23 protein-coding genes are annotated in these 26,249 nt (G+C 73.2%); 14 read left to right on the forward strand and 9 right to left on the reverse strand.

What is annotated here, in order from left to right; translation table 11 throughout:
- Nucleotides 1-67: 67 nt before the first annotated feature.
- Nucleotides 68-907 carry an alpha/beta fold hydrolase gene (locus tag ABD284_RS23745; protein ID WP_344147931.1) on the reverse strand — a complete coding sequence of 280 codons (840 nt, stop codon included), beginning with the start codon at nt 905-907 and terminating at the stop codon, nt 68-70.
- 71 nt (nt 908-978) lie between these two features.
- Between ABD284_RS23745 and ABD284_RS23750 the strand changes: the two genes are divergently transcribed.
- The 3 genes from ABD284_RS23750 to ABD284_RS23760 all read left to right on the forward strand — a co-directional run bounded on the left by ABD284_RS23750 (nt 979) and on the right by ABD284_RS23760 (nt 4,504).
- On the forward strand, nt 979-1,938 hold the full coding sequence (locus tag ABD284_RS23750; RefSeq protein WP_344147934.1) for a GlxA family transcriptional regulator: 960 nt from the start codon (nt 979-981) through the stop codon (nt 1,936-1,938).
- Between the two features lie 801 nt (nt 1,939-2,739).
- Nucleotides 2,740-3,927: a beta-1,3-glucanase family protein gene (locus ABD284_RS23755; protein ID WP_344147937.1), complete on the forward strand. Its 1,188-nt coding sequence runs from the start codon at nt 2,740-2,742 to the stop codon at nt 3,925-3,927.
- A gap of 142 nt (nt 3,928-4,069) precedes the next feature.
- Nucleotides 4,070-4,504, forward strand: coding sequence for a CBS domain-containing protein (locus ABD284_RS23760; RefSeq protein WP_344147940.1), 435 nt, complete (start codon nt 4,070-4,072; stop codon nt 4,502-4,504).
- A gap of 61 nt (nt 4,505-4,565) precedes the next feature.
- On the opposite strand, the gene ABD284_RS23765 is transcribed toward ABD284_RS23760, so the two are convergent.
- The gene (locus tag ABD284_RS23765; protein ID WP_344147943.1) at nt 4,566-4,877 is read right to left on the reverse strand and encodes a hypothetical protein; all 312 of its coding nucleotides are present in this window, start codon (nt 4,875-4,877) and stop codon (nt 4,566-4,568) included.
- Between the two features lie 334 nt (nt 4,878-5,211).
- Here ABD284_RS23765 and ABD284_RS23770 point away from each other — a divergent pair, with 334 nt between their 5' ends.
- The gene (locus tag ABD284_RS23770; protein WP_344147946.1) at nt 5,212-7,011 is read left to right on the forward strand and encodes an SPFH domain-containing protein; all 1,800 of its coding nucleotides are present in this window, start codon (nt 5,212-5,214) and stop codon (nt 7,009-7,011) included.
- A complete protein-coding gene (locus ABD284_RS23775) occupies nt 7,008-8,456 on the forward strand; it encodes an SPFH domain-containing protein (RefSeq protein WP_344147949.1) in 1,449 nt (482 codons plus the stop codon). The genes ABD284_RS23770 and ABD284_RS23775 overlap by 4 nt, the downstream gene beginning before the upstream one ends.
- A gap of 148 nt (nt 8,457-8,604) precedes the next feature.
- Here the strand turns inward: ABD284_RS23775 and ABD284_RS23780 are convergent, their stop codons facing one another.
- The 3 genes from ABD284_RS23780 to ABD284_RS23790 all read right to left on the reverse strand — a co-directional run bounded on the left by ABD284_RS23780 (nt 8,605) and on the right by ABD284_RS23790 (nt 10,350).
- Nucleotides 8,605-8,796 (reverse strand): hypothetical protein, encoded by a 192-nt coding sequence (locus ABD284_RS23780; protein ID WP_344147952.1) that lies wholly within the window; start codon nt 8,794-8,796, stop codon nt 8,605-8,607.
- A 137-nt stretch (nt 8,797-8,933) separates the two neighbouring features.
- Complete coding sequence (locus ABD284_RS23785; protein ID WP_344147955.1) at nt 8,934-9,575, reverse strand: hypothetical protein; 642 nt, start codon at nt 9,573-9,575, stop codon at nt 8,934-8,936.
- Between the two features lie 76 nt (nt 9,576-9,651).
- Complete coding sequence (locus ABD284_RS23790) at nt 9,652-10,350, reverse strand: hypothetical protein (RefSeq protein WP_344147958.1); 699 nt, start codon at nt 10,348-10,350, stop codon at nt 9,652-9,654.
- 149 nt (nt 10,351-10,499) lie between these two features.
- On the opposite strand from ABD284_RS23790, the gene ABD284_RS23795 reads away from it, so the two are divergent.
- The 6 genes from ABD284_RS23795 to ABD284_RS23820 all read left to right on the forward strand — a co-directional run bounded on the left by ABD284_RS23795 (nt 10,500) and on the right by ABD284_RS23820 (nt 16,169).
- Nucleotides 10,500-11,240, forward strand: a complete 741-nt coding sequence (locus tag ABD284_RS23795; protein ID WP_386699753.1) for a ribonuclease HII — start codon at nt 10,500-10,502, stop codon at nt 11,238-11,240.
- A gap of 108 nt (nt 11,241-11,348) precedes the next feature.
- Nucleotides 11,349-13,787, forward strand: a complete 2,439-nt coding sequence (locus ABD284_RS23800; protein WP_344147961.1) for an AAA family ATPase — start codon at nt 11,349-11,351, stop codon at nt 13,785-13,787.
- A 101-nt stretch (nt 13,788-13,888) separates the two neighbouring features.
- Nucleotides 13,889-14,608: a nucleotidyltransferase family protein gene (locus tag ABD284_RS23805; RefSeq protein ID WP_344147963.1), complete on the forward strand. Its 720-nt coding sequence runs from the start codon at nt 13,889-13,891 to the stop codon at nt 14,606-14,608.
- Between the two features lie 151 nt (nt 14,609-14,759).
- Entirely contained in the window at nt 14,760-15,545 is a 786-nt protein-coding gene (locus ABD284_RS23810) for a tyrosine-protein phosphatase (protein ID WP_344147965.1), read from the forward strand.
- A 33-nt stretch (nt 15,546-15,578) separates the two neighbouring features.
- Nucleotides 15,579-15,977: a hypothetical protein gene (locus ABD284_RS23815; RefSeq protein WP_344147967.1), complete on the forward strand. Its 399-nt coding sequence runs from the start codon at nt 15,579-15,581 to the stop codon at nt 15,975-15,977.
- Between the two features lie 9 nt (nt 15,978-15,986).
- Nucleotides 15,987-16,169 carry a hypothetical protein gene (locus ABD284_RS23820; RefSeq protein WP_344147969.1) on the forward strand — a complete coding sequence of 61 codons (183 nt, stop codon included), beginning with the start codon at nt 15,987-15,989 and terminating at the stop codon, nt 16,167-16,169.
- Between the two features lie 43 nt (nt 16,170-16,212).
- On the opposite strand, the gene ABD284_RS23825 is transcribed toward ABD284_RS23820, so the two are convergent.
- Entirely contained in the window at nt 16,213-17,760 is a 1,548-nt protein-coding gene (locus ABD284_RS23825; RefSeq protein WP_344148036.1) for a hypothetical protein, read from the reverse strand.
- 330 nt (nt 17,761-18,090) lie between these two features.
- Nucleotides 18,091-18,354, reverse strand: coding sequence for a hypothetical protein (locus ABD284_RS23830; protein ID WP_344147972.1), 264 nt, complete (start codon nt 18,352-18,354; stop codon nt 18,091-18,093).
- Nucleotides 18,355-18,979: 625 nt separating this feature from the next.
- Here ABD284_RS23830 and ABD284_RS23835 point away from each other — a divergent pair.
- Nucleotides 18,980-21,073 (forward strand): SpoIIE family protein phosphatase, encoded by a 2,094-nt coding sequence (locus tag ABD284_RS23835; RefSeq protein ID WP_386699754.1) that lies wholly within the window; start codon nt 18,980-18,982, stop codon nt 21,071-21,073.
- 413 nt (nt 21,074-21,486) lie between these two features.
- On the forward strand, nt 21,487-23,181 hold the full coding sequence (locus ABD284_RS23840; RefSeq protein WP_344148041.1) for an RNA polymerase sigma factor: 1,695 nt from the start codon (nt 21,487-21,489) through the stop codon (nt 23,179-23,181).
- 616 nt (nt 23,182-23,797) lie between these two features.
- On the opposite strand, the gene yaaA is transcribed toward ABD284_RS23840, so the two are convergent.
- The gene (yaaA, locus tag ABD284_RS23845) at nt 23,798-24,595 is read right to left on the reverse strand and encodes a peroxide stress protein YaaA (protein WP_344147975.1); all 798 of its coding nucleotides are present in this window, start codon (nt 24,593-24,595) and stop codon (nt 23,798-23,800) included.
- 236 nt (nt 24,596-24,831) lie between these two features.
- On the opposite strand from yaaA, the gene ABD284_RS23850 reads away from it, so the two are divergent.
- Nucleotides 24,832-25,590 carry a GNAT family N-acetyltransferase gene (locus tag ABD284_RS23850; RefSeq protein ID WP_344147978.1) on the forward strand — a complete coding sequence of 253 codons (759 nt, stop codon included), beginning with the start codon at nt 24,832-24,834 and terminating at the stop codon, nt 25,588-25,590.
- A 104-nt stretch (nt 25,591-25,694) separates the two neighbouring features.
- Here ABD284_RS23850 and ABD284_RS23855 read toward each other — a convergent pair whose 3' ends face one another.
- On the reverse strand, nt 25,695-25,925 hold the full coding sequence (locus ABD284_RS23855) for a DUF7455 domain-containing protein (RefSeq protein ID WP_344147981.1): 231 nt from the start codon (nt 25,923-25,925) through the stop codon (nt 25,695-25,697).
- Nucleotides 25,926-26,249: the final 324 nt, after the last annotated feature.

A 26,249-nucleotide genomic window follows, 5' to 3' on the forward strand; every position in this document is an offset into this window, starting at 1 on the left:
AATAGCAGCTCAAAGGGGGGATCCGGCCGTGGTCGGGTCCCCCCTTCTGCCGTCGCCGCCGGTGCCGCTACGCCGTGAAGAAGTCGGCAAGGGTGCGGGCGACCCGGCCGGGCGCGTTCTCCATGGGGATGTGGCCCGCTCGGGGGACGCGCACCAGCGTGGTCTGCGGGATCTCCGAGGCGAACCGCTCGGCGTACTCCACCTTCTGGAAGCCGTCGTCCTCGCCCCAGACCAGCAGCTTGGGCGTCGCGGATCGCCGCAGCGCGGGAACGAGGTCGCGGGTGTAGCGGCTGTCGGCCGCGCCCGCCATGGCCATCCAGGAGCGGCGGACGCGGGCGGCGCTCCAGGGAGCCAGATAGTCGGCGATCCGCTCTTCGGTGGCGGCCCCGGCCAGCGCCGCCGCCACCACACGCCGGCGTGCGGCGAGGAACTCGTCGGCGGTGGTCGCCGCGGCGGCCTCCGGGTCGCGGAACCGGGCCACGCTGGGTACCGGCCAGGAGTCGTAGGTGACCGAGTCGACCAGTGCCAGCCGGGACACCTCCAGCCGACCGCGGGCGAGGAGATGCTGGGCGACGCCGCCGCCGATGTCGTGACCGGCCACGGCGACGGGCCCGGAGACCTTGAGCGCGGCGGTGAACCGCGCGACCCACTCCGCGAGGGCCGGGACCGCGGCCGTCTCCAGGGTGAGCTCGCCTCCCGAACGCCCCAGCCCGGGAAGATCGACCGCGACGGGCCGCAGGCCCGCCTGCGCGAGGCGGCCCAGCACCGGAAGCCAGACCCGGCTCCAATACGTGCCGTGCAGCAGCAGCACGACCGGGCCGTCCCGCTCCACGGTCAGGTAGCTGGCCGATTCGCCGCCGACCTGGACGGCGGTCCTCAGCACTCGCGTTTCCGGGGTTGCACTCATGGGACCACTGTGACCGGTGGCCGGCCTTCCCGCCGAGAGTCTGGAAAGACACCCAGGGGTACATTATGGCCATGAGCCTCCATCGGGTGGTGGCCCTGGTCACCGCCCCTCAGTCGCCCTTCGAGCTCGCCTGCGCCGCCGAGGTCTTCGGCACCGCCCACCAGGACGCGCTGGCCCGCTACAGCTTCCGGGTCTGCGCCGAGCGGCCCGGCCCCGTGCAGACCACCGCGGGCTACGCGATGCTCGTCGACGCGGGGCCGGCGGCCCTGCTGGAGGCGGACACCGTGATCGTCCCCGGGCGGCAGCCCCCCGGTGCACCCGTGCCGCACACCGTCGCCGGGGCTCTGCGTGCGGCCCACCGGCGCGGAGCGAGGATCGCCGCAATCTGCACGGGGGCGTTCGTCCTCGCTCAGGCCGGACTGCTCGACGGCCGCCGCGCCACGACCCACTGGCGCCGCGCCGCCCAATTCGCCGCCGCCTACCCCGAGGTGCAGGTCGATTCGGACGTGCTCTACGTGGACCACGGCGACGTGGCGACCAGCGCCGGAACCGGCGCGGGCATCGACCTGTGCCTGCACCTCGTCCGGTGCGACCACGGCGCGGCGTATGCCGCCCAGATCGCCCGGAACATGGTCCTGCCGCCGCACCGGGAGGGCAGCCAACTCCAGTACGCCGCACCGCCGGAGCAGCCCGCACGGGCCGGTGCGGACGCGTCGCTGGCGCCGCTGCTGGAGTGGGCCGCCTCCCGGATCGACGCCCGGCTGACACTCGACCGCCTCGCCGAACGCGCCGGGCTGTCCAGCCGGACGCTCGCCCGGCGTTTCACCGAACAGCTCGGGACCAGCCCGGGACAGTGGCTGCTCGGCCGGCGCCTCGACGCGGCACGGGTCCTGCTGGAGCAGACCGACCTGCCGGTCGACGCCGTCGCCGCCCGGGTCGGACTCGTTTCGGCGGTCAATCTGCGCCGCCGTTTCAAGACGCATCTCGGCACCACACCCGGCGCCTACCGGAGGATCTTCAGCGAGGCCTGAGGACGCTCCCGGACAGGGACAGGGGACAGGGGATCAGGGGGTCAGGGGACGGCGCGCGACGAGTCCGACGCCGTCCGGGCTCCGGCGCCGCCCCCCGCCGCTCCGGCAGCCCGCCGGATCGGTGTGGCGCGAGGGGCACGATGATCGGGGGAGTGCCCCTGTCACCTGGGTTCCTTGCGTCGTGGTCGTCGGCTCTCTAGCATCGGGGGTCATAACCGACCGAAACCAACCGTTCACACACAAAACAGCGTTCAGGTGCAGCGCACAGGCGCCCGTTGGCCTGGAAAACCCCCGCGGTCCTCCTGGTGGCGGTCGGTCGGCGGTCCGAGAGGGCCCATCCGCGGTGGTCGAGCGGGTCGGCCCGGGCTCGGCCGCCTCCGCGGGGCCATCCCGGCGACAGGCGCCTTCGCCGTGCCCCCACACACCTGAACAGAATCCGAGCATCTTGCTGACTCCCTGCCCCGAGGAAGACGAGATGGACAGCCCCCAGCCCCGCCCCCGCGCGCCCGCTTCGCCGGGCCCACCGGCGCCGCCCGCCTCCGCGGCCGCTCCGGCACGCGGCCGCCGCCCCGCCGGCCGCGCCCCCCGACCGCACCCGGGACCGCCGACCGCGCCGGGATCCTAGACCGGGCCGGCGCACCCCGAGGTGCCGCGGGCTCGTCGAGAGCCCGCTTCGCGCGGCCGCCGGTCCGGCCCCGAAACGCCGGACCGGACACGGCCGCACCCCCGTGCGGACGGCCGCCGCGCCTGCCCGCTCATGCGCGGCGCCCGCCCGCCCAACCCCGCAAGAAGGGAAACCACATGTTCGACCGACGCTCGTTCCTGCGCGGCGCCGGAGGGGCCGCCCTGGCCGCTCCGATACTCGGCTCGGCCGCCTGCGGCGCATCGACCGGCGGCGCCAAGCTGACCGCCGGCGACAAGGCCGCCTCGGCCGGCGCGCTGCCGGTGTCCTTCACCAACGAAAGCGGCTACCCCGACAGCGCCGTGCGCCTCTACATCGTGGGCACCGACACCGCCACGGGCAAGCAGGGCCGGGTCAAGGCAGACGGCACCTTCGCCCCGGTCCGGCTCTCCGACAACACCGACGGCGGCTACACCGACTACGCCATCCCGCTGAGCGAGGCCGGCGGACTGACCCTGCCGTTCATGTCCGGGCGCATCTACCTCGCGCTGGAGGACAAGCTGCGCTTCAAGGTCGTCGAGGACGGCAACGGCAACCCCGCCCTGCAGTACCCGGCGGGATGGGTGAAGTCCGACCCCAGCTTCGGCGTCCTGCACGACACGGTGGAGTTCACCCACGACGACTCCGGCATGTACTGCAACACCTCGATGGTGGACCAGTTCAGCGTCCCGCTGGCCATCGCGCTCAGCGGGGAGCAGGAGCAGTCCACCGGGCGGCTCAAGCCCGGCGGGCGCGACATGGTCTTCGACGCCATGCTCAACGACCCCGACTACTCCCCGCTCGTGGTCGGTGACCGCCGCCGGGTGATCGCGCCCGGGCACGGCATCGACTCCGGCCGCTTCGCCGCCGACTACTTCGACCCCTACATCGAGCAGGTGTGGTCCCGCTACAGCGGCACCGACCTGAAGGTGACCACCAACGCCGGCACGTTCACCGGCCGGGTTAACGGGTCGGGGCAGCTGGCGTTTGACGGCGGCGTGGCGCCCATCGCCAAGCCCTCCACCCGCGACGTGTTCTTCTGCGACGGTGCCCTGGTCGCCCCCAACGACGGCATCACCGGGCCGGTCGCGGCGATCCTGGGTGCGGCGTTCAACCGGGCGACGCTGCTCAACACCGCCGATCACCCGGTGGCCGAGGCGTCGGCCTTCTACAACAACGACATCCACAACAAGTACGCGGCCGTGTTCCACGAGGCCACCGAGGACGGGCGCGCCTACGGGTTCGCGTTCGACGACGTCTCGGGCTTCGCGTCCTACATCCAGGACCACGCCCCGGCGTCCTTCGAGGTCTCCCTGACCCCGTTCTAGGCACCCCCGTACCCCGCATCTGTCGCAGGGCACATCCCCGGCGGGCGAGAGAGCGCTCTCTGGCCCGCCGGGGCCGACGGGTCCGATTAGCCCTCGTGCTCAGGGGGTAACCCATGGTCACCCTTCGCGAAAAGGTGGCCGCATGCTGATCGCTGAGATTCTGCGCAACAAGGACAAGGGCTCCGGCGTCGTGTCCGTGAGCCCCGGGGAGTCGGTGGCCGGACTGCTCACGCGGCTGGCCGCAGACAACATCGGCGCGGTGGTGGTGATGCACGACGGCAGGGTGGTCGGCATCGCATCCGAGCGCGACATCGTGCGCGCGCTCGACCGGCGCGGTCCCGAGCTCCTGGGGGCACCGGTCTCCGACATCATGACCACCGGTGTCGTCACCTGCACCACCGAGGACACCGTCGACACCCTCACTGTGCTGATGACCGAGAACCGCATCCGGCACGTCCCGGTGCTCAACGGCGGCAAGCTCGTCGGCATCGTCAGCATCGGCGACGTCGTCAAGAGCCGCATCAGCCAGCTGGAACAGGACCGCCGCCAGCTGGAGGCCTACATCACCCAGGGCTGAGCCGCCCGGTGCGCGGGGCGGTCCGCAACCGCACACCGCGGGCCGCGCTTCGGCCGCGCCGTCAGGCCCGCCCGCGCCGCCGGTCGGCGACCACGTGGGCGGCGGCGCCGGTCGCGGCGGTCACCGCCAGCACTGACGGCCATGCGCCCAGCTTCTTCGACAGCGGGTGCGAGAGGCCGAACGCCCCGGTGTAGACCGCCGACAGCGCCGTCGCGGCGGGCAGTCCGGCGCTGCGCCGCCAGCTCGCGAACGCGCCCGCGCCGCAGACGGCCAGAACCGCACCGCCCAACCGCCGGTTGCCGGTGGCGCGCGCGACGCTGTACCCGCCGATCAGGCCGGCGGTGGTCAGCAGGCTGCTGGGAACCGAAGCCATCGTCCATCTCCCGTCGTCTGGCGAACTGCGCGGGCCCGGGGCGGGCGCCCCGGGCCCGACGCTTCGGAGACGACGCTACCCCGGCACGCCCCGAACCCGACGCCGGGCGGCCCGCGCTTCGGAGGCCGCGGGGTGTCCCCGGCCGGCGGGGCGCGTGGCCTGGCCGGATCTGGACACGTGTTTCGGACATGGATAGAGGATGGTTATCGTCCGGCCACAGGTCGGCACCTGGCGGTGTGGGACGATGCCTGCACTCTCAGCAGGAGCCGCGGAACCGCAGAGGCGATGCCCGCGTCGAATCCGCAGTTCCGCAACCAGCAAGGAGTCGATACCTATGTCCTTCGCGCAGACGGTGCGCGGAGCCGCTTCCTCGATCGCCCAAGGGGGCGACCCACGCGAGGCGGTGTCCGACGCGCTCGGCGATGCGGCGGAGGGGTTCGGCCTCGATCCGGGCGACTTCCTGGCCGCTCGTGACCAGGGCGCCTCGGTGGGAACCCGCATCGAGCAGCAGAGCTCCTCCCTCAACAACGCCGGCGAGGCACTGAACCGCAGCTCCTACGAGCGCGGCTCCGGCGGCCCGGTCCACGTCATCTGCCCCATGGTGATCCCGCGCGGGCGCACCTTCACCACCATGCTGCCGGTGATCCTGCTGCTGGTGGTCGGCGTCGTCGGCCAGGTCGTCACCTTCCCCGTCTCGGCGGTCACCGGCCCGCTGCTCAACCCGTTCTTCGGTGTGCACTTCTGGGTGGTCCTGCTGCTGTTCGCGGCCTTCATGTGGTGGCGCCAGGGCATGGTGATGGTGCCCGACGGCTGCGCGGCGCTGATCACCCGCTTCGGCAAGCTGGAGCAGGTCGTGGGCCCCGGCCGCGTCACCCTGCTCAACCCGTGGAAGCGGGTCTCCTACATCGTCAACACCACCCGCGAGTACCCGTTCAACGCGCCGATCCGCGAGGCACCCACCAAGAGCGGCGTCCAGGCCTCCATCGACCTGTTCGTGCAGTTCAAGATCGAGGACCCCGAGCAGTTCATCTTCGTCCTCGGCGCCGTGCAGGGCTTCCAGGAGAAGCTGAACAACGCCATCAGCGAGGTCACCCGCAGCCTGATCTACGACCAGCAGGCGTCGGAGATCTACGACATGGTCGGTGAGAACACCGCGCGGCTGCTGGAGCAGCTCAACCAGCAGTTCCTGCCCGCCGTCCGGCTGACCAACGCCAACATCACCCACGCGGAGCCCTCCAGCAAGGAGTACCGCATGGACCTGGCCGCGCCGGAGATGGTGCGGGTGGCCAAGGAGGCCTACACCTACGAGTACGAGCTCCAGCTCCGCAAGGAGCAGAACGAGGGCGACCTCAACAAGGAGCTCGCCTCGCTGAACGAGACCCTCTCGGCCATCCAGGCCGACATCGCCCAGTACCAGGCGCAGATGGACACCGCCCTGGAGCGCGAGACCAACCGGGCCCGCGCCCAGGCCCGGCAGCGCTTCGTCGAGGCCGAGAGCACCGCGAACGCCAACGCCGCGCTGCTGGAGGCCCAGGCGTTGGACATCCGCGCGGTCAGCGCGGCCGAGGCGCCGGAGATCCTCAACTACCGCTACCAGCAGGACCTGCTGGACAAGCTGGAGTCGGTCGCCGACAGCCTGCCGCAGGTGCTGCACATCGGCGGCGGCGACGAGACCAGCGTCGACTTCCTGCGCGTGGCGCAGGGGATCATCGGCGAGGCCGAGGCGACTCTGTTCACCGACGACGACATGGCCGCCATCCGCTCCCGCCTGCACGAGATCTCCGACCGCATCGCCGAGCGCGAGGCCGAGATCTCCCGGGTCCTGGAGGAGGACGAGGAGACCGTCGAGCCGGCGGAGCCCGACGAGGTCCCCAACGCCGACCGGATCGAGGAGATCCGCCAGTCGGTCAGCGACGAGACCATCGACGACCGGATCAGCTCGGCCGCGGGCGAGGAGCCCGAGGGCGGCGCGTCCGCGCCGCGGTTCGGCGGCTCCGCTCCGGCGGCACCCGCCGGAGGGGCGCCGGGCCGGTCCGAGCGGCAGGCGCCGCAGCCGGGGGAGTTCCCATCGCCTGAGGGCCCGCCCGCGCCGCCGTGGTCCCAGCCCGGCACGGACGAGGGAGGCAACCGATGAGCCAGCACCAGCCCGAGCCGGGCACCGGCGGCTCCAGCATCAAGGAGGCGCTGGCCTCCTGGAACGACATCGCGCGCCTGCTGCGCGGCGGCGACCAGGGTGCGCTGGTGCCCGTGGTCATCCCGCGCGACAGCCGCGGCCTGAAGTGGACCGCCCTGGTGTGGTTCGCGCTCTACATGCTGCTGACCGCGCTGCTGCTCGGCGTGGTCGGCGGCCTCCTCCTGTCCTGGGCGGCGATCCCGGCGTTCGCGCTCGCGCTCGGCGCGCTCATGCTCGGCCTGCTGTGGTGGTGGCGCTCCTCGATCGTGGAGATCGAGCAGGGCACCGTCGGCGTGCTCACCAAGTACGGCGCCGTCGCCGGCCAGCTCGACCCGGGCCGGCACTACCTGTGGCACCCCTGGTCGCGGGTGGACTTCGTGGTCGACATCTCGACCGAGATCCCCTACACCGCGCCCGTTCTGGCCTGCCCCACGCACGAGAACGTGCCGCTGAAGTCGATCGAGTTCTTCCTGAAGTTCCGCATCACCGACGCGGTCGCGTTCGTGCGCAGCATCGGCGCCAGCAACTTCGACCTGGTGCTGTCCAACGCCGTGCAGGACGCCATCCGCCAGCGCAGCCGCCAGGTGCTCACCGAGAGCGCTTACGACCTGCGCGGCTCCGACGTGGCCGACATGCAGGAGCTGCTCAACCGCCAGCTCAGCCGCTACGGCGTGCGCATCATGGGCTGCAACATCCCCGACGTCCAGCTGCCCAGCCAGTACCAGCAGCACCTGGCCACCCGCGAGCGGGTCGCCAAGGAGCTGGTGGCCTACGAGCAGGAGTGGGAGCTGACCCGCAAGCGGCGCATCGACACCCTGCTGATGGACATCGAGCGGTCCAAGAAGACCCGCGACGCGAAGATCGTCGAGGTCAACGCGGCGCTGAACAAGGCCCGCAAGGACGTCGCGCAGATGCTGGAGGAGCAGGAGACCGAGGCCCAGCGCGTCCGCTTCGAGATCGAGACCCGCGGCAAGTCCGACCTCGTGGCAGCGCAGAACGAGGCCAAGGCGCAGCGCCGACTGGCGACCTCCTACCGCGACAACCGCGCGGTCCTGCGCTACGAGCTGGCCAGGCGCCGCCTGGACGTGGGCGCCACCCTCGCCGAGCACGCTCCGCAGCCCGTGGTGGTGCGCACCGACGGTCAGAGCGGCGACGCCTCCGCGCTGTCGACGCTGCTGCTGGCCCAGCTCCTGCCCGATCTGGGCGGCAACGCCCGGGGCGGCGGCAAGCGGCGGTCGCTGGGCTCCGCGGACACCGCCGATGCTGCCGACGCGGCCGACGACGCCTTCCAGCAGGTCCAGGGCGCCGTCGCGGCCGCGGCCGAACGCGGCCGGCAGACCGGCGACCAGGCCTCCGGCACGGGCGGCTCCGGCGGCGGTCGCGGCAAGGGCGGCGGCCGGCGCTGACGGGCACCCGCTCCGGCCACCGGAGACGACGAGGGGGAGGCGGCGCGCCGCCTCCCCCTCGTTCGTGTTCCGCCCGGACTCGCCGGTCCGGCCGGCGCCGGGCGCGGGGCCGCCCCCGTACAACGGGCCCCGCGCCGCGGGCCGGCGCTCAGGCGGCGTCGGCCAGCTCGCCGTAGCCGCAGTCGATGTCGACGCCGTGCCGCGCCGCGATCTCCACCAGGTCCTCAAGCTCACCCGCCTGCAGCAGGCACAGGTCCGTGTCGCCGTGCTCGCGCGCCTCGTGCAGTGCGCTGACGGCGTCGTAGATCCGCAGGTGCAGTGCCGTCATGAACTCGTTCATCGCAATCTCCCGTCCCTGAGGAGAACCTGTCGCATCCCTGTCTATCGGCGCCGGATAAAGGCAGGGTGAGACACGGCCCGCAAAACGGGAAAACCCGGGCGTGAGGAGAAGCACGGCGGTGCGGGGAACCCGCGCGGTCAGTACTCGGTCCAGGAGTACCAGGGGCCGCTGATGTGCTCGTAGACGATGCCGCCGTGGCCCTTGACGAACACGTCGGTGGGCAGCGGCTCCGCGCTGTAGGCCAGCCCGGAGGAGTCCAGCAGCCCCGCTCCGCGCACCGTGTAGCGCGTGACGCCGTCGTCGGTCACCGACACCGACTTCAGCGGGTACAGCCCCGCCCAGGTGTCGAGGGGAGCCGTCGTGGCGGGCTGGGCGGTGGCGGCGACGTCCTTGAGCGCCGCGGCGGAGGTGTCCACCCGCGCCTGGAGCGGGATGTCGGTCAGCGACAGCGCGATGGCGGCGGCGGCGATCAGCGGCGCGGTGGTCCAGCGCAGCCAGTAGCGGGCGATCATCGGGCGGGCGATGCTCAACGCGATGCCCAGGCGCAGCGCGCCCATGGCCGCGAGCAGTGCTCCGCCGCCCATGCCGAGCACGAAGGTCGGCAGGTGCCCGCCGGGCACGCTGTCCTCGTACAGCAGGACCAGACCCACGACCGCGCAGGCCGGGATGTAGAGGCGGCCCGGGGGCCGCGAGGCCCACGAGGCGATCCGTTGCCGGGGAGTCGGCGGATGGGCGATCTCGATGAGCTTCGCGACCGAGCCCTCATCGGCGGCGGACATGCGTGGCTATTCCCCTTCGGTGCGTGACACAGGCCGACCAGAGGGAGCGGGCTTGGGGGCCTCCGGCGACACCGGGTCAGATACGGGAGGGCCGCGTCGATTCGACCCTCCCCCCAGGATAGGGGAGCGGCGGAGCTTCCTCAGGCCGTCTGCCGATCCGCTCGTCCTCGAAAACCGCATTCGCCCCGCTCCGCAGGGTCCTTCGCCGGCCGCGCCGGCGTGTCAGCAGCGCGTCGAGCGAGATCCGGCCCGGCGTCAGCGCCCCCAGCAGGCAAACGGCGGCCAGCGCGATCCACCACGGCGCCGCGGTGGCCGAGGGCAGCAGCGCCGCCGAGGCCCCCTCCGGTCCGGCGGCATGCGGGATGCCCGGCCCCGCCGGCGGTTGCGCCATTCGCAGCTGCGCCAGCGGAGCCGCCGCGGCCAGAACCAGCCCGGCCGGCCGCGCCGCCAGGCCCGCCGCGAACGCGGCGGCGCACGCCAGCACCGCGCCGGCCGCGAGATCGGTGCGCGGCCCGCCGGCCAGCGCCTCCCAGGCCCAGGCGGCGGCGATCCAGGCGGCGGCGATCCGCCCGCGCAGCGCGGCGGCGCCCAGCAGCGCCGCGCGCAGCGCACCGCTGCCGCGCCGCACCCACGACCCCGCGCCGCCGCGCGGTCCTCCGGCGCCGCCGCGCCGCTTTCCGGCCGGCGCGGCCCGCGCGGAACGGGCCCCGCGGTCCGTGTGCCCGCCGCGGGCCGGCACCGGGCCCGCTCGGCTGTGTGCTCTGCTCAGCTCCATGCGTCCTTCCTCGGCGACCCGGAGTCATGCGGAAACTACCGACAGCGACGTCCCATGGCACTGCGTAACACGCGGTGGCCCCCCGAAATCCCCTGTGGCTTCCGGCCGCAAAGGTGTGGCGGCCGCCGGTGACGCTCTAGGCTTGTCCCGTGGCTGAGACCGCTGAGACCCCCTCGACCCGCCCGTCCCCGGCCGCCTCCACCGCGGCGGCCGCCGGTGAGGTGCCGGTGCCGACCTACGACCTGGAGCGCGAGCTCCAAGCCGGAGGCGCCGACTGCGTCGCCGGAGTCGACGAGGTCGGCCGCGGCGCGTGGGCCGGCCCGGTCGTGGTCTGCGCGGCGATCGCCGACGGCACCGGCCCGCCCGAAGGGCTCACCGACTCCAAGCGGCTCACCCCCCAGCGGCGCACCGGCATGGCCGAGGCGCTGCGGGGCTGGGTGCGCGACCACGCCGTCGGCAGCGCCTGGCCCGGCGAGATCGACGAACTGGGCATGACCCGCGCACTGCGCCTGGCCGCCACCCGCGCGCTGGAGAGCCTGGCGCTCAGGCCCGACGCCGTCATCCTCGACGGCAAGCACGACTTCCTGGGCGCGCCCTGGAGCGTGCGCACCCGCATCCAGGCCGACCTCTCCTGCGTCGCGGTCGCCTCCGCCTCGGTCCTGGCCAAGGTGCACCGCGACTCCTACATGGCCGGCCTGCACCCCGCGTTTCCCGACTACGGCTTCGACACCTGCGTCGGCTACCCCTCACCCGCCCACCGCGCGGCACTGGCCGAGCACGGCCCCACCCCTCACCACCGGATGACCTGGTCCTACCTGGACGCCCTGCCCAAGTGGCGGCACCTGCGCAAGCCGCGCCCCGACCCCGGCGGCCAGATACCCCTGCTGTAGCCGGTCAGGCCCCGACACGCCGGATCCCTGCTGGGCACGGCTCCTATGCACGCCGCGGCAGTGCTGCAGTGCTTGAATATGGGACCCGCTACGCACGAAGGGAAACGGATGCCGCGCGACGAACGCTCCCGCACCACGGAGCCGCCCCACCGCGCCTCCGCCCTGAACCGCTTGCGCGGCCTCTACTACGGCTTCCCGCTGCGCACCCGCCTCGTCGCCGGCCTGGCCGTCGTGACCGTGCTCGCGGTGGCGGCGCTGCTGCTGGGCCTGCCGGTGGCCACCACCGTCTTCGCGGCCGCCGCCGCCCTGCTGGTCTTCGCGGCGCTGATGCGCTCCTCCGACGCCGTGGCCACCGCCCTGATCAGCATCGGCTGGCTGGTGCTGGCCTACACGCTGTTCCTCATCCCCATCCGCGTGGCCGACTCGTCGGTACTACTGCTGTTGCCCCTGCTGCCGCTGCTGGTCTCGCTGGCCGCCACCCGCATCACCGCCTTCCCGGTGTGGCACACCACCCTGCTGGCGCTGCTGGTGGCGCTCATCGCCGGCATGGGCACGGCCCTGGCCGGGATGCTCGCCGGGTCCGCGCCCGCCGCGCTCGGGGTCGTGTGCGCCTTCGCCGGCGCGGGAGCCGCCCTGCTGTGGCGGGTGGTGGCGGCCTACCGGCTGCGCCGCACGATGAGCGACCTCGGCGCGCCCCCGCCCGGCCGCAGCCGGAGCACGCGCGGCGCCGCGCCCGCGCAGCAGGCAGGCGGCCAGGCGCGCCAGCGCGCAACCGAGGGCGGGCGCGCCCGCGCGGGCCAGGACGGCGGCGACGACGCCGTACCCGTGCCCGTGGACGAGGCGCTGGCCGAGCTGGAGGACATGATCGGGCTGGACCCGGTCAAGCAGCAGGTGCGCGCCATCGCCGCCTCCATAGAGGCCGCCCGGCTGCGCGCCGACGCCGGGTACGCCGTGGACCGGCCGCTGCGCCACCTGGTCTTCTCCGGACCGCCCGGCACGGGCAAGACCAGCGTCGCCCGCACGCTGGCCACCGTCTTCCACTCGTTCGGCCTGCTGCCCACGCCTCGGGTCGTCGAGGCCCAGCGCGCCGACCTGGTGGGGGAGTACCTGGGCGCCACCGCCATCAAGACCAACGAGCTGGTCGACCGCGCGCTGGGCGGCGTGCTGTTCGTCGACGAGGCCTACGCGCTGGTCAACGACTCCGACGGGCAACCCGACCGGTTCGGCAACGAGGCCGTGCAGACCCTGCTCAAGCGCGCCGAGGACGACCGCGACCGCGTGGTGATCATCCTGGCCGGCTACGAGGCCGAGATGGACCGGTTCCTGGCCTCCAACACCGGCCTGGCCTCGCGGTTCTCCACCCGCATCACCTTCCCCAGCTACAGCGCCGACGAGCTTGAGCGCATCGCCGGGTTCCTCTTCGAGCAGCGCGGCGACCTGCTCGACGGCGAGGCGCGCCCCGCCCTGCGCCGCCGCTTCGACCGGATCGTGCAGCGCGGCGCGATCGACGACCTGGGCAACGGCCGCTTCGCGCGCTCGCTGGTCGAGAAGGCCGCCGAGGCGCGCGACGTGCGGGTGGTCACCTCCTCGGAGCAGGCGGGCCCGCCCGAGGCCGCGGAGCTGGTGACCGTGCGCGCCCCCGACATCGCCGCGGCCTTCGACGGCCTGACCGCGCGGCTGGCGGGGTTCGGCGAGGCGCCCGACATCGACGAGGCGCTGGCCGAACTGGACGCCATGATCGGGCTGGAGCCGGTCAAGCGCCAGGTGCGCTCGCTGGTGGCCCAGCTGCAGATGGCCAAGCTGCGCGAGGAGCAGGGCCTGCGCAACCATCCGCCCATGCGGCACTTCGTCTTCTCCGGGCCGCCCGGCACCGGCAAGACCTCGGTCGCGCGCATACTCGGCCGGGTCTTCGCGGCCCTGGGCCTGCTCAGCAGCGCCGACGTGGTCGAGGCCCAGCGCGCCGACCTCGTCGGCGAGCACCTGGGCGCCACCGCCATCAAGACCGGCAAGCTGGTCGACCGGGCGCTGGGCGGGGTGCTGTTCGTGGACGAGGCCTACGCCCTGCACAACCCCGGCTACAGCGGTGGCGACGCCTTCGGCGCGGAGGCCGTGCAGACCCTGCTCAAGCGCGCCGAGGACGACCGCGACCGGCTCGTCGTGGTGCTCGCCGGCTACCCCGCGGAGATGGACCGGTTCCTGGCCAGCAACGCCGGCCTGTCCTCGCGCTTCAACGTCCGGGTCGCCTTCCCCAGCTACACCGCCGAGGAGCTGGCCGAGATCGCCGAGTCCGTGGCCGAGGGCACCGGCGACGCCTTCGACGCCTCCGCCCGCGAGGACCTGCGGCGCATCTTCGGCTACGTGTGCGAGTCCGGCTGGATCGACGAACTGGGCAACGGCCGCTTCGCCCGCTCCCTGTTCGAGAAGGCGTGCTCGCAGCGCGACGTGCGGGTCGCCGAGGAGCTGGGCGACAGCGCCACCGCCGCGGAGCTGACCGTAGTCACCAGCGCCGACGTGCGCCAGGCCTACGCCGAGGCCACCCAGCGCTGACAGACCCCCGCCGACGGGGGCGCGCCCCGGCCACGGCGCGGGCTCCGCGTGACTCCGGCGGCCGGGCCGGGCGGCGGGCGCCTGCTGCTAGTGTCCGCCCCATGAGTGGACCCAACGCCCCCGTCGGCCAGGCCGTGATCCTCGCGGGAGGACAGGCGACGCGGCTGCGCCCCTACACCGACACCCGCCCCAAGGCGATGGTCGAGGTGGCCGACCGCCCCATCATCGACTACCAGCTGGAGTGGCTCGCCGGTCACGGAGTCGAGCACGTCGTGGTCTCCTGCGGATACAAGGCCGAGGTGCTGCGGGAGCACCTCGACGCACACCCCTCCGGGCTGGACATCACGCTGCTGGTGGAGGACGAGCCGCTGGGCCGCGGCGGTGCGCTGCGGTACGCGGCGTCGGGGCTGCGCGAGTCCGCCGCGCCCTACTTCGCCCTCAACGGCGACGTGCTGACCTGGTTCGACCTGGGGGAGTTCACCGCCTTCCACCGCGAGAAGGGCGGCCTGGCGACCCTGGCGCTGGCCCAGTACCAGACCAGCTGGGGCATCGTCGACGTCACCGACGACGGCGCGATCGAGGGCTTCACCCAGAGCCCGATGCTGCCGTTCTGGATCAACGCCGGGGTCTACGTCTTCGAGCGCGCCGCCACCGACCTGCTGCCGGCCAAGGGCGACCACGAGTCCTCCACGTTCCCCGACCTGGCCGCCGAGGGCCGCCTCTTCGGCTACCGGATCACCGGGTTCTGGCGGGGCGTCGACACGGTCAAGGACGTCAAGGAGGCCGGCGAGCAGATCCCGGCCCTGCGCGGCGCGCGCTAGATCCGGGACGGCTGGGGCGCGGCGGGCGGCGGTCCGTTCGGCGAACGGCCCTCGCCCGCCCGCTGCCGGGGCGGGCGCGTCAACGACCTGTTCAGCCCGCGGACGTACGGGCGCCGCGGCCGTGTCGGATACCGCCCGGTATGGTCGGGCCGTGACGTACTTAGCGCCTGCCCCGCTGTCCACCGCGCCCAACTTCCGCGACCTCGGCGGACACGCCACGCGCGGCGGCGGCCGCGTCCGCCCCGGGGTGGTCTTCCGCTCCGACGCCCTGGACCGGGTGGACGCCGCGGACATGCGCACGCTGGAGGAGGCCGGTGTCCGCCAGGTCATCGACCTGCGTACGTCCTTCGAGCGCGAAAGCAGGCCCGACCGGCTGCCCGAGGGCGCCGACCACGTCGTGCTGGACGTGCAGGGCGACCACTCGACCGGCGCCGACCTGGTGCAGGTGCTGACGGAGCCCGGGCGGGCCCGGACCGTCTTCGGTGACGGCGGCGCGACGAGGTTCATGCACGAGGTCAACCGGGTCCTCGTCAGCGCCGAGGACGCCCGCGCGGGCTACGCCGAGATGGTGCGGCGCATCGCCGCCGGCCCCGGCGCGGCCGTCGTCCACTGCACCGCCGGCAAGGACCGCACCGGCTGGGCCGCGGCGGTGCTGCTGGAGATCCTGGAGGTGCCGCGCGAGACCGTCTTCGCCGACTACCTGGCCAGCAACGACCGGCTGGTCCGGATGCAGGAGCTGACGCGCGAGGCCTGCGAGCGCTCGGGTGTCGACCCCGCGCTCGTGGCGCCGATGACCGAGTGCCGCCGGGCCTACCTGGAGGACGCCTACGCCGAGGTGGAGCGGGTGTTCGGTACCTTCGAGGGCTACGTCCGCGACGGGCTCGGGCTGGACCGGCCCACCGTCGAGGCCGTGCGCGGGCGCATGCTGGGACAGTAGCTGGAGTAGGGGACGCGGCGGCACTTGCACGGCATGCACGAGGACCTCGTCCTGCGGCCCGACAGGCGCAAGGGGCTGATGTACCTGTGCGCCGCGGCGGCGCTCTCGGTCGCCGTGGTCGCGAGCGCGGCGGTCGGCGCCGGCGGCGCGGCGGCGCTGGCCGCGGCGGTGCCGTTCGGCGCGATGCTCGCCTTCGGCGCCGGGCACATCCACCGCGACCGGGTCGTCCTCACCGAGCAGGAGGTCGTCACCCGCGGGCTGGTGCTCCAGCGGCGCCGGGCGCGGTCGCGCGTGGCGGAGGTGGTGCGCGCCACCCTCGTCGCGCACAGGGGATCGCCCGGTGACACCCTGTTCCTGCTCGACGCCCGGCGCGCCGTCCTCTTCCGGCTGCCTGCCGCTCCTACCCCCGCGGTGAAGTCGACCGGCTGGTGAACGCTCGGTGTGCCGTGCAGCGGTCCCCGCGAGCCGGTCAGCGCCGGCGAGCTCTCCGACATGTACCCCGGGCTGGACCTGGTCTCGGTCCTCGAGCGGCATCCGTTCCGGATCGGGTTCGCGATCACCGGTGCCGTGCTGGTCGCCGTCTTCGCCACCATGCTCGCGGCGTGGTACCTCCCAGCGTTCTGACCCGCCCTGACCCGGTCGGACGCAGGCGAACGGTGCCGGCGCCTCAGAGGTCTTCGAGGCGGGCCGTGACGTCCTCGCCGGGCTCGGCGTCCTCGACGACCTCCATCAGCATGCGCAGCACCACCGGGCGCTCATGCCCGCGGTCGAGCAGCCGCTCGGCGGCGGTCCACAGCTCGGCGGGCTCGCCCTTCCACAGCCGCTCGGCCAGCCGCTCGTGGGCGTCGAGCGCCTCCTCCGTTGCGGCCGGGTCGGCGGAGGGCCCCGCCGGGGCGCCGGTGGAGTGCTTGCCCTTGTGCTTGACGGGGGAGTCGTACTCGCCGAAGTGGTCCAGCCGCAGCAGCGCGCGCCTGCCCTCGCGGGTGGCGGGGTCGAACTCGTCTTCAGACTCGGCGAGCAGGTCGCTGGTCAGCAGCGGGAACGCGAACATCCGGCGCGGCAGCGCCGACAGGTCGCCGTCGGGGACCAGGCGCCGCACGACCTCGGGCGGCAGGCCGAAGGAGGCCGCGTCCAGGTAGGAGGTGGTGAAGGCCGAGGTCGCCTCCCACAGCGCGTCCAGGGTCGCGTTGACCGCGACCTCGGGCAGCCCGTGGCGCGGTCCCGCCCAGCGGATCCACGCGGCCAGCACGTGCGGCATGGCCTCGTGCTCCTCGGGCAGCAGGATGACGCGCCGGGGCAGCCATCTGAGCAGGAACGCCTCGATCTTTCGGGGGCTGACCCGCAGCGGGCGGTCGGAGTCGGCGTCGCAGCCGTAGGCGATGATGTGGTCGACGCAGCGGCTCGCGGCGCCGGAGTCGGAGAGCTCCGCAGCGGCGTCGGAGGCCAGGAACCGCGCGGCCAGGGTGGCCCGCCGGTCGCGGCTGCGGGCCGCGCGCTGGTTGGCCCTGGGGTCGCGCGGCAGCGCCCGCACGCGCGACCTGATCAGCGCGTGGTGGGCGGCCGGCGAACCGTCGGTGATCCCGGGGCCGCCGGCGTTGGCGGCGATGGCCCGGTCGGTCTGCTCGACGGCGCCTTCCAGCAGGTGGCGGGCGCGCTCCGGCCGGATCTGGGTGAAGGTCGCCATCGGGTCGCCGCCCTCGGCCTGGCCGCGGCAGTGCTCCAGCAGACGTTCGACCTTGGTGGTCACCCAGGCGTCGCGCAGCACGCCGCCGCTGTTGTGGTCGAGGACGGCGATCAGCGCGTGCTCGCCGGATTCGGCGTCGTCGTCGCCGCTGCCGTAGCGGAAGGTCGTGATGACGTCGTCGGTGTCGCCGAAGCGGGTGCCCGAGGTGTAGGCGGCGATGGGCCGGGCGCGTCCCACGGACTCGGCCCAGACCGGGCGGGCGACGCCGCGCTCGGTGAGCGTCGCCGCTCCCTTTTCGGCCAGTTCCCTTTGGCGGACAGTGGTGCCCAGAACGGCGATCCCGGTGAGCAGGGCGAGGCCGGCCGCGGACCCGGAGGCCTGCGCGTGGGCCACCAGCCCGTCGCCGAGCAGGCGCTCGACGTCGACTCCCGGCACACGCCGGCCCCACCAGGAGCCGAGCATCTCGCTGACTCCGATCTCTGCGTCCAGGGGGTCGCGGGTGGCGAGCAGCGCGCGTGCGGCGCGCAGCATCTCGGCGAAGACGGCGTCAGGCAGGGCACCGGGGTCCGGCTGGTCTGAGTGGGGCGGTACGGACACCCCACAGAGCCTAGGGCACCGGCGGTATCGGACGCGGTGCGTGCGCGCGATCGAACGCCCGGCAGCGGGGCGGATCGGCGCGGCGCGGGCTGCGCGGGGAGCAGGGCGGGCGGTTCGGGGCGCCGCCGGCGACGGGGCGGAGGGGCCGGCGACCGGGAGCCGCGGAGCGGGTGCGCACACGTCCGCCCCGCGCCGGGGGCGCGGGGTGGACGAGGCGCGCGGTCGGCGCCGGAGCGCTGCGTGCGGAGCGCTGCGTGCGGCGGGTCAGGCCAGCCGGTCGTGGCCGTGGGTCCGCGGCGGGGCGATGAGCCCGGAGGGCGGCGCGGACTTGACCATGGCCTGCAGGTGCTCGCGGGCCACCCGCTCCACGAGTCCGGCGGTGACGGTGAAGCCGAGGTGCTCGGCGCACTTCCACGTGTCGTGGACACAGCGTTCGACGCATCGGTGGGACAGTCCGAGCCCGACGAACTCGTCCTGGAGTCGTCCGGCGATACGTTGCAGATCACCCACTGGATACGTTTGCAGCATCCTCGCTCACGCCCCCTCGCATGCTTGGCCTGGCCGTCGACTCGTCGACCACAATCCATTTCACTTCGTTATGGCGGGGTGTCAACCCCTGCAACGGAGGGCCTTAACGAGGTTTTGCGCGCCGCTGAGACGCGGCCGGTCAGCCCTTGTGAACGCGGTCGCCGCTGAGCAGCGGCCGTGCACCGTCCGGTTGCGGTCCTGTTTTCGGACAGGGGGCGTGTCCTAGAGTAGGCAGACTTTCCAGCCTTATCCTGCGCAAACCACACGGCATTAGGAAAAGGCTATCCGAAACGGTGGACAGCAGCCTAGGGTGGACACCAAGGCGTATTATTTACCATCCGCTATGGCCGCTGACTTTCCGCAGTCCCCGTCTCGGCGAGTCGATGCGGTTGTGGCCTATGCTGATGCGGTGACGGGCCCGGCACGCCCCCTTGCGGGATTTCGCGTCAGGGATCGCACGTCGCCGGTGCGTCATGGACGATAGGGAGTGATCGGCGCGGCCACCGGTGAGCCGTGGACGAAGCGGCCTCCGCCTCCACAGGTGCCCGCCCGCATTGGTTAAGCTTCTGGCGCTCGCCCAGGCGAGTCCCCTCGAACGGGGGAAAGGACCCCGGAGGTGTCATTGTTGAGCACCGAGACGTCCGTCCCGCCCCCTCGCATGTCCGAACTGGGCCCCGTCGACTCCGCCCTGCTGGACACGCTGCTCAGGGAGGCCCCGATCGGGTTCGCCTTCTTCGACCGCGCGGGCAGGTTCCAGCGGATGAACCGGACCCTGGCCGCCATCTACGGTCTGGAGGAGCCCGCGTGCCGCGGCCGCACCCCCTCCGACGTGCTGGCCTCGCCTGACGACGCCGCCGCCCACGAGGCCGCCATCGCCGAAGTGCTCGCGGGAGCCGAGGCGGTCGACAGCGGCCACCGCCTCGCCGCCGGCGAGCCCGACGAGTCCGGCGAGCGGCGCCAGTGGTCGCTGTCCTGGTTCCCGGCCCGCGGCGAGGGCGAGGCCGAGGGGGTGGCGATGATCGCCGTCGACCTGTCCGACCGCTACCGGGCCGAGGTGGCGCTGGGGCGCACCGAGGAGCGCTACCGGTCGCTGCTCACCGCGACCAACCAGGTCGTGTGGACCGCCGACGCCGGCGGTGAGGTGCGCGAGGACTGCCCGGAGTGGCGCACCATCACCGGCCAGACCGCCGAGCAGTACCTGGGCCGGGGCTGGCTCGACGCCGCCCATCCCGACGACCGCGACCAGGTCGAGCGCGCCTGGAACGACGCCGTCGCCGACCGCGCCACCTTCGATGAGATCTTCCGGGTGCGCACGCAGTCGGGCGACTTCCGCTACTACCGCTCCCGGGCCGTGCCCATCATGCGCGGCGACTCGCTGATGGAGTGGGTGGGCGCGCACAGCGACATCACCACCCAGCACGAGGCCGACGACATGCGCCAGCGCCTCACCCAGCAGCTGGGCGAGGCCGCACTGCGCACGGTGCGGCTGCAGAAGGCCACCGCGGACCTCGCCGAGGCGCTGACCGTGGGCGAGGTCGTGCAGGCTATGACCGAGATCGGGCAGTCGGCCGTGGGCGCCGACTCGACCGCGCTGGGCGAGCTGGACCGCGACGACCTGCGGCTGCACATGCTCGGCGACGAGCACGGAGCCCGCTCCGGCGCGCGCACCGCCGCCGGTGCGGAGTGCCCGGCGACCATGGAGTTCGCGGTCCGCGAGCGCCGTCCGTTCATCGCCGGCAACCCCGCCGAGATGCGGGCGCTGCTGGAGGACGCGGACGAGGCCGAGGCGCTGGAGTTCCTGCGCGCCACCGACGAGCGCGCCTGGGTCGCCCTGCCGCTCCTGAGCGCCGGCCAGCCCATCGGCGCGCTGCGCTTCACGTTCGCCAGCGCCCGCGACATCTCCGACGAGGAGAAGGTGTTTTTGGAGGCCCTGGCCGGCCAGTGCGCGCTGGCCCTGGAGCGGGCCAAGCTCTTCGAGCGCGAGCACCGCACGGCCGAGGCGCTGCAGGCCAGCCTGCTGCCGGAGGACCTGCCCAAGGTCAAGGGCATCCGGATGCAGGCGTTCTACCGCTCGGGCACCCAGCACGTGCAGGTCGGCGGCGACTGGTACGACGCGTTCCCGCTGCCCGACGGCCGCGTGGCCGGGGTGCTCGGCGACGTGATGGGCAAGGGGATCAAGGCCGCCACGGGCATGAGCCGGGTGCGCAACGCGCTGCGCGCGCTGGCGTTCAGCATGCCCGAGCCCGCCGACGTCCTCACCGGCCTGGACCGGATGTTCGACGCCACCGAGGGTGTCGACCAGGTCACCACGCTCGTCTACTTCGTGCTCGACCCCGAGACCGGGCAGATCGACCTGAGCAACGCCGGGCACCTGCCGCCCCTGGTGGTCACCGAGAACGCGGGCCCCTGGCTGCTGGAGACCGCCCCCGACACCCCGCTGGGGGTCAGCTCCGAGCGGGGCCACCACAAGTTTTTCGTCCAACCCGGTAACACCGTGGTGCTCTATTCCGATGGACTTGTTGAGAACCGAAAGCGCGCGGTCGCATCCGGTCTCGACGAACTGGTCACCGTAGCTTCCCAGGCGCGGCCGGAGGTGGTGGGCGATCCACAGCACATGCTCCAGTACCTTGTTGAGGGCATGCTCGCGGGGTATGAGCAGGACGACGACGTCACGCTGCTCGCCGTCCACCTACCGGTGATGGACAGCGCACCGGAGTAGGAGACCGTACGAAGAAGTCCGACACTTTGCCTAAGGTGGAGGAGCCATCAGCCCCGCTCCGGCGGGGGGTGGGTTCGAGGACCCGACGGTGGGGTTGGGCCCGCGCACAGAGCGGGAAAATCCTACTGGGCGGATGTGCCCAAACGCTAGAGAGGGCGCATACGCTGAAAGAAGTCGGTGTCCCCGTCGGCCAGGCGGGGATGATCCCGGGCAAGAGCGAGGAGAGGGCGGGGCTCTCCCCTCGCGGCTCATAGGGCCGCCGGGTCCAGCAATCTCGCCACACGTCCGTTCGAGAGGTGTTTGTGTCACCTGCCAGTTCGACCCGCTCTAAGCAGCCGGACTCGCTGCACGAGCCCGTCATCCAGCAGTTGATCGAGCGTGGGCGGTCCCAGGGGTACCTTGAGCCCGAGGACGTGCGCCGTGCCTTCGAAGAGGCCGACATCCCGATGTCGCAGGCCCAGGCGGTCCTCCGCAGCCTGACCAAAGAGGGCGTGACCCTGGTCGTGGGGGCCGAGGAGTCCGCGCCGTCGCGCCGCAAGTCCGCGTCGCGGCGCAAGCGCGACACCGCCAAGAAGCCCGCGGAGTCCGCCCCCAAGGCCGCCAAGCGCGCCGCCGCCGCCCAAGAGCAGACCGACACCGTCACGGCGGTCGTCGACTCCGCCTCGCCTGCGGCCACCGCCACCGCGCCGAAGAAGCGCGCCGCGGCGGCGGCCCCGGTCCAGGAGGCCGACCAGGAGCGGGAAGCCGAGGCGAGTGCCGAGCCGGCCGCCAAGCCGGCCCGCAAGAGCGCCGCCAAGTCCGCCAAGTCCACCTCGGCGGCCAAGAAGGCCAAGACCGACTCCCCGACCAAGAGCGCCGAGGGCGCCGGCGCCGCGGCCGCTCCCGCAGCCGGGGCCGCTCAGGCCGGTGCGAAGGACGACCAGGGCGAGGACGCCGGGCTGGAGGTCGCCGAGGACCAGGAGCTGGAGCTGGAGGCGACGGACGAGGAGTTCGAGGACACCGGCGTCGAGCTGGAGCTCGTCGAGGACACCGACGACCGCCTCGCGCCCGCCGAGGGGCCGGTCGCCGGCTCGGGGGTCAAGCCCGAGTCCGTCGGCATCCCGGAGAAAGCCGCGGCCAACACCTCCGAGGACGAGGCCTTCGTCCTCTACGACGATGACGACGACGCCCCCGCCGCGCAGGTCGTCGCCGCCGGAGCCACCGCGGACCCGGTCAAGGACTACCTGAAGCAGATAGGGAATGTCGCACTCCTCAACGCCGAGCAGGAGGTCGAGCTCGCCAAGCGCATCGAGGCCGGCCTGTTCGCCGAGGAGAAGCTGGCCGACGACGGCGACTCGCTGACCCGCGAGTTCCGCGACGAGCTGGAGTGGATCGCCGAGGACGGCGGACGCGCCAAGAAGCACCTGCTCGAGGCCAACCTCCGCCTGGTGGTGTCGCTGGCCAAGCGCTACACCGGCCGCGGCATGCTGTTCCTGGACCTGATCCAGGAGGGCAACCTCGGTCTGATCCGCGCGGTCGAGAAGTTCGACTACACCAAGGGTTTCAAGTTCTCCACCTACGCCACGTGGTGGATCCGCCAGGCGATCACCCGGGCGATGGCCGACCAGGCGCGCACCATCCGCATCCCGGTGCACATGGTCGAGGTCATCAACAAGCTGGCGCGGGTGCAGCGGCAGATGCTGCAGGACCTGGGCCGCGAGCCCACGCCCGAGGAGCTGGCCAAGGAGCTCGACATGACCCCCGAGAAGGTCGTCGAGGTCCAGAAGTACGGCCGGGAGCCGATCTCGCTGCACACCCCGCTGGGCGAGGAGGGCGACTCCGAGTTCGGCGACCTCATCGAGGACTCCGAGGCGATCCAGCCCGGCGAGGCGGTCAGCTTCACCCTGCTGCAGGAGCAGCTGCACTCGGTGCTCGACACGCTCTCCGAGCGCGAGGCCGGCGTGGTCTCGATGCGGTTCGGGCTCACCGACGGCCAGCCCAAGACCCTCGACGAGATCGGGAAGGTCTACGGCGTCACGCGCGAGCGCATTCGGCAGATAGAGAGTAAGACCATGTCGAAGCTGCGCCACCCGTCGCGGTCCCAGGTGTTGCGCGACTACCTGGACTGACCCGGCCAAGCAGCCCGTGCCGCCCCTGTGCCCGACGGCGGGACGGCTACGGCGGACGGGCGGGACCGGGCACGCCCACCGGAGCCCCGGCACCGGTGCGCCCGCGCGCAGCGCTGCTGTGCGCGCCGCGCACCCGCGGGTTGTGCGGCCCGGTCCCGTCTGCGCCGTCGGTCGGCGTCGTGTCGCGTCGTCCATGCTCCGTGCGGTCCGTGGGTGTACGCCGGTACCGGGTCTGCACCGCTTCCGGTCGGCGTCGGCGAGGTTTGCGCAGGTCAGGGGAGGGGCGTGCCGGGGTGCGCCGCTTCGGGATGCGGTCCGGGCCGGCCCCCCTGACCAAGAGAACCGGCCCGGAACGTGCCCGCGGCGGCGACGTGCGGCCCGCCCCCGTATTCCGTGGCGACTACTCGGGGGCCGCCGTGGCCGTGCGCCCGCTCACGCACTGCTTCCTCATCCGACACCGGCAATCATGCCGAGTGCCGTGTATGGCCGAGATAAAGCGTCGAGACCTGTTTGTTACCAGGTGGTGTAGACCTCTGCCTTCGCAGGTCGATGCCGGTATCACGTCCTCCCGGAGGCCGTCGGCGCAGTACCGCGGACGGTGCTTGCGGCTCAGGCCTCAGGCCCGCTCGATCACGTCCAGCCGCCAGGGGCGGCCGCCGCGATCGGGGACGTGCAGCTCCGCGGTGTAGCCGATGTCATTCAGCGCCTCGGCGACCTCGGCCGGGGTGTGCGCGCGGACGTCCTCGGCCAGCAGGCTGTGCGCGACCGCGCCGCGTGCGGCCTTGGCCATGTGGCTGACGACGCTGCGCGTGGCCGACGCGCCGCTGCCGGTCTCGCGCAGCACCCGCACCGACACCGTGCGCCCGGCGGTTGCGCCGCCGGGCCGCCACGCGGCGGCGTAGGTCGAGGACCGGCAGTCCACGACCGCGCTCCCGTCGGCCCGCTTGTCCAGCAGGTCGCTCAGCCGTGCGCGCCAGAACGCGCCCAGCGGGCCGACGCCGGGCAGCCGCGAGCCCATCGACAGCCGATAGGGCGGCACGCGGTCGCCGGGGGCCAGTACGCCCCACAGGGCGGAGAAGACCAGTACCGACTCGGCGGCGCGGTCGGCGGCCGCCGACGCCAGCAGGTCCGGCAGGGCCAGCCGGTCGAAGAGCACGCCGGTGTAGAGGTCGGCGGCGCGCAGTGTCGGCGCCCGGACCAGTTCCCGGTTGCGCCGCACGGCCTCGCCCTGGGCCGCCGAGAGCCCGAGTGCCTCCCGGGCCGCCTCCTCGGGGCCGCGGCACAGCTCCTGCAGCCGGGCCAGCACCTCGTCGCGGTGCTCGGCGGTCTCGGGCAGCGCCAGCGCCCCCGTGTCGACCGGCGGGCCGTCTCCGTGCACGGCCTTCCCCTCGGACGGGGGCAGCAGGATCAGCATGCGGGAACTTTCCAACTCGTCGACAGCGGGAGACGGCCTGCGCGGCGCGGGTCGGCCGCGACCGGACCCGGCACAAGGATAGGGGTGCCGCACCGCTCGTCTGGCGCACACCGGTCCGCTTTGCGCACGGATGTGCCGTCCGGGAGGTGTTCGATGTGCTGACCCCCACGCGGTAGTGCGGTGGCCTGCCGCCCCGGCACGCCCTAGGTTGGACGCTCGGCGGAGCGCCGGAATGCGTGATCAGGGGGTGGCAGGTGCGGTCAGGGGCGTGGTGGGCCCGGCGGGTGGCGGAGGACTGGCCCGCCGCCGAGGTCGAGATACGCTCGGGGTGGCGGCTGGCCTGGAGCGAAGGGGTGACCCGGCGGGCGAACTCGGCCGTGTGCCTGGAGCCCGGTGCCCCGGTCGGGGTCGTCGAGGAGTTCTACCGCGCACGCGGGGCGGCGCCCTGTGTGCAGATCTGGCCGGGTGACGGCGAGACCGACGACCGGCTGGCGCTGCACGGCTACGGCGTGGAGCGCGCAGCGCAGGTGATGGTGCGCGACCTGGCCGAGCGGCCGCCCCAGCCGCGCCGAGCCGACGTCACCGTCACGTCGCGGCCCGACGACGCGTGGCGCGCGCTGTGGGGGGAGTCCGGGCGCTCGCCGGAGCACGTCCCGGCGCTGCACCGCATCCTGGAGCGGGCGCCGGCCGTCGGCTACGGGCTCGATCGCTCGGGTGCCGCGCGCGGGTGCGCGGTGCTGAACGGGGAGTGGGCCGGCGTCTACGCCATGGCCACGCGCCCCGCCGACCGCGGCCGCGGGCTGGCCGGTGCGGTGCTGGAGTCGCTGCTGGAGTGGGCGGCGGCCAAGGGTGCCGCGTGCTCCTACCTGCTGGTGGAACAGGACAACGCGGTGGCCCAGCGGGTCTACAAGTGGGCGGGCTTCGCCCTGGAGTGCGCGTACGGCTACCGGGTGGGCCCCGCCGAGCCGGACGGCGGTGCGCCGCGGCCCCGGTGAGCGGCGGCCGCAGCGGGAGTGCGCTGCGGGCGGCGAAAGGGTCCGAGAACGAGGCCGGCGGCGGCCCTCCCGGAGGAGGACCGCCGCCGCACGCCTGTGATGACCTAACGCTCCTCATCGGCGGACGCGGCCGGCGACTCCTGCAATCGGCTGGTCTCGTCCTGGATCTCGGCGGCGATCTTGCGGATCGAATCGTCATGCTCACGCATGTGATGCGCGCAGAACAGCAGTTCGCCACCGGAGTTGAGAACCACTCGGACGTACGCCTGCGCACCACAACGGTCGCAACGGTCTGCAGCCGTCAGCGGCTGGGTGGGGGCAAGGGTTCCAGTCACTTCGCCTTCCTCAATACTCGGCGCTAGTCACTCAGCACAACATCTAACCGGACCAAGAGCTTCCCAACCAGCCCCTTTGTACGCCGTCAGCGGAATCGGCCCGCTCCGGCGCCCGGGAAAGGGCCGGTCTCCGGTGTGTTCCGGGCGTTCGCGCCGTTCGGGCGGCGGCAGCGGGTCCCCGCATGGTGGTCGATGGTGATGGGCGTCACCCTACTCGCGGCAGACCGTCGCTTGCCCTACCGGGGCCGGGGTAAACGTAAAGCCCACCTCCGCGCGCCCGCCGTCAGTGTGCGGTATGCGAACGCGTGTCGGGGGTGCCGCGCG

It is taken from the genome of Streptomonospora arabica, from assembly GCF_039531585.1.
In the GTDB taxonomy this organism is placed as follows: domain Bacteria; phylum Actinomycetota; class Actinomycetes; order Streptosporangiales; family Streptosporangiaceae; genus Streptomonospora; species Streptomonospora halophila.

Coding starts and splice junctions, on each gene's coding strand:
- ABD284_RS23745 (WP_344147931.1), bottom strand. CDS start 907: ATGAGTGCAACCCCGGAAACGCGAGTGCTGAGGACCGCCGTCCAGGTC.
- ABD284_RS23750 (WP_344147934.1), top strand. CDS start 979: ATGAGCCTCCATCGGGTGGTGGCCCTGGTCACCGCCCCTCAGTCGCCC.
- ABD284_RS23755 (WP_344147937.1), top strand. CDS start 2,740: ATGTTCGACCGACGCTCGTTCCTGCGCGGCGCCGGAGGGGCCGCCCTG.
- ABD284_RS23760 (WP_344147940.1), top strand. CDS start 4,070: ATGCTGATCGCTGAGATTCTGCGCAACAAGGACAAGGGCTCCGGCGTC.
- ABD284_RS23765 (WP_344147943.1), bottom strand. CDS start 4,877: ATGGCTTCGGTTCCCAGCAGCCTGCTGACCACCGCCGGCCTGATCGGC.
- ABD284_RS23770 (WP_344147946.1), top strand. CDS start 5,212: ATGTCCTTCGCGCAGACGGTGCGCGGAGCCGCTTCCTCGATCGCCCAA.
- ABD284_RS23775 (WP_344147949.1), top strand. CDS start 7,008: ATGAGCCAGCACCAGCCCGAGCCGGGCACCGGCGGCTCCAGCATCAAG.
- ABD284_RS23780 (WP_344147952.1), bottom strand. CDS start 8,796: ATGAACGAGTTCATGACGGCACTGCACCTGCGGATCTACGACGCCGTC.
- ABD284_RS23785 (WP_344147955.1), bottom strand. CDS start 9,575: ATGTCCGCCGCCGATGAGGGCTCGGTCGCGAAGCTCATCGAGATCGCC.
- ABD284_RS23790 (WP_344147958.1), bottom strand. CDS start 10,350: ATGGAGCTGAGCAGAGCACACAGCCGAGCGGGCCCGGTGCCGGCCCGC.
- ABD284_RS23800 (WP_344147961.1), top strand. CDS start 11,349: ATGCCGCGCGACGAACGCTCCCGCACCACGGAGCCGCCCCACCGCGCC.
- ABD284_RS23805 (WP_344147963.1), top strand. CDS start 13,889: ATGAGTGGACCCAACGCCCCCGTCGGCCAGGCCGTGATCCTCGCGGGA.
- ABD284_RS23815 (WP_344147967.1), top strand. CDS start 15,579: ATGCACGAGGACCTCGTCCTGCGGCCCGACAGGCGCAAGGGGCTGATG.
- ABD284_RS23825 (WP_344148036.1), bottom strand. CDS start 17,760: ATGCTGCGCGCCGCACGCGCGCTGCTCGCCACCCGCGACCCCCTGGAC.
- ABD284_RS23830 (WP_344147972.1), bottom strand. CDS start 18,354: ATGCTGCAAACGTATCCAGTGGGTGATCTGCAACGTATCGCCGGACGA.
- yaaA (WP_344147975.1), bottom strand. CDS start 24,595: ATGCTGATCCTGCTGCCCCCGTCCGAGGGGAAGGCCGTGCACGGAGAC.